At 60.5% G+C, this 1,671-nt stretch carries 1 pseudogene; it reads right to left on the bottom strand.

Annotation, left to right across the window (positions count from 1 at the left end):
• Window positions 1-222: 222 nt before the first annotated feature.
• Window positions 223-1,516, bottom strand: a pseudogene (locus F4U95_RS24490) (IS110 family RNA-guided transposase).
• Window positions 1,517-1,671 lie beyond the last annotated feature (155 nt).

The raw sequence follows: 1,671 nt of genomic DNA, 5'->3' as shown, positions 1-1,671 counted from the left end.
TCCGATAACGTCCTGGGTCACGAAGGAAAGCGAGATTTGGTCAACAGATCTCTATGCGCCGGCATTGAGCGGCGAGGCATGCATTCTGAGCCAGATGGCTTCCACCGTCAACGGGATCGCTCCCTGCCATAGCAAACACAGGATCCAGCGGCGCCGAAGCGGCCGTGGTCCTCACCGTCCTTAGAACGAGATACGCACCCAGGTGGAAGGCCCGAACATTATCTACAGGGTCGCTTTCGCGCCCTCACGGCACTTGCAGAGAGGGGTCCTTCCACCTGGCATCCGACCGTTCAAGGAACGGTCGGTACTCTGTCCCCGTCTTGATGACGGCATGGGCAACGCGCGCCATCTTGGCGGTGAGCGCCGTCATCGCCTTGCGGCGACGATCGGCATCATCCGCGTGCCCGGCAGTGTATCGTCCGAGCTTGTCGCGGAAACTGTTGTTGCGCTGACGTGCGGCGACCTGGGCAGCCATCCAAAAGGTCCGCCGCAATCGCGCATTACCGTACTTGGACAGCATCGTGCGGCCTCGGAATGTACCGGACTGCCGGGTCGCAAGATCAAGACCGCAGAACTTCAGGAACTGACGGTGATGGCTGAAGCGGCGTAGATCGCCTGCCTCGGCGAGAATGGTCAACGCATTGATGGGCCCAATGCCGGGGATCATGCGCAGAAGCTGATAATCGCGGTTTTCGGCCAGCATGGCATGCGCCGTTCGCTCGATCTCGTCGCGCTGCCGGATCAGGTTGCGTGCTTGGGCGATCACCATGCGGAACATAGCGATCGAGACGGAATCCTCGTCGACAGGTAGCGCCACGGAGGCGCAGGCGGTCTCGTAGATATCGTTGATCAGCCGGGCTTTGGACACTTTGCGGCCGACCAAGTCCCATGCTTCGCGGGAGAAAGTCTCCTGGCCGAGCACAGTCATGCTGGCTGGAGTCGGGAATCGTTCGAGCAGAGCAAGGAACCAGTCGGATCGGCTGTTGCCAGCGAAGCGTTCAATCTCCGGGAAATAGAGCGGCAGGTAGTGGGTCAGGATGCGATGCCATGTCTGCGTCTTAGCCTTGGAGATCGCCTCGTGCGTTTTCGACATCTCCTGCAGGTCGTTGATCCCGGCGGCGAGCGGATCGACGTATCGCTGGGTGGCGCCAATCCGCAGCATGTGCAGGATCACTTGCGCATCCTTGGAATCGTTCTTGTCCCAGCCATTGTGCAGAGCCTCGCGCGTTCGAGCCAAGGCAACGGACGAGATCAAGCGCAACTCGAAGCCGGCGGACAGCAGGCGATGCGCCAGCGTGCGATGGTAGTTACCAGTAGCCTCGAAGCCGACGATGATCGGACGCCCGATGTCGCTAAGATCCGTGGCCAGGCGATCATAATCTGCCTTTGTCGCCATCACCGTCATGCGACGTCGGGGTCCGCCTTCTGGACGTTCGATCAGGACCTCCTGGCGGTGTTTGGACATATCGATGGCTACCAGCACGGCGTCGGTGGGATTAGAGCTACGCTTGGTCATGGTCGGTCTGTCTCCAAAGGGTTGAGTCGACAACTTCACTTTAGAGACCTGCGGGCCGATCATGACCGCCTTGATGAAGCCTGCGGGCGCTACGCGCCCTTGCCTTCATCAAGGCAGTGCGCCCCTTCGAGGGGCCGCTTCCCAATGTGCTATGG

The sequence above is a fragment of the Sphingobium limneticum genome, from assembly GCF_008710165.1.
In the GTDB taxonomy this organism is placed as follows: domain Bacteria; phylum Pseudomonadota; class Alphaproteobacteria; order Sphingomonadales; family Sphingomonadaceae; genus Sphingobium; species Sphingobium limneticum.
The sequence above is the reverse complement of the archived record's forward strand: the minus strand, read 5'-3'. Positions and strand labels throughout refer to the sequence as shown.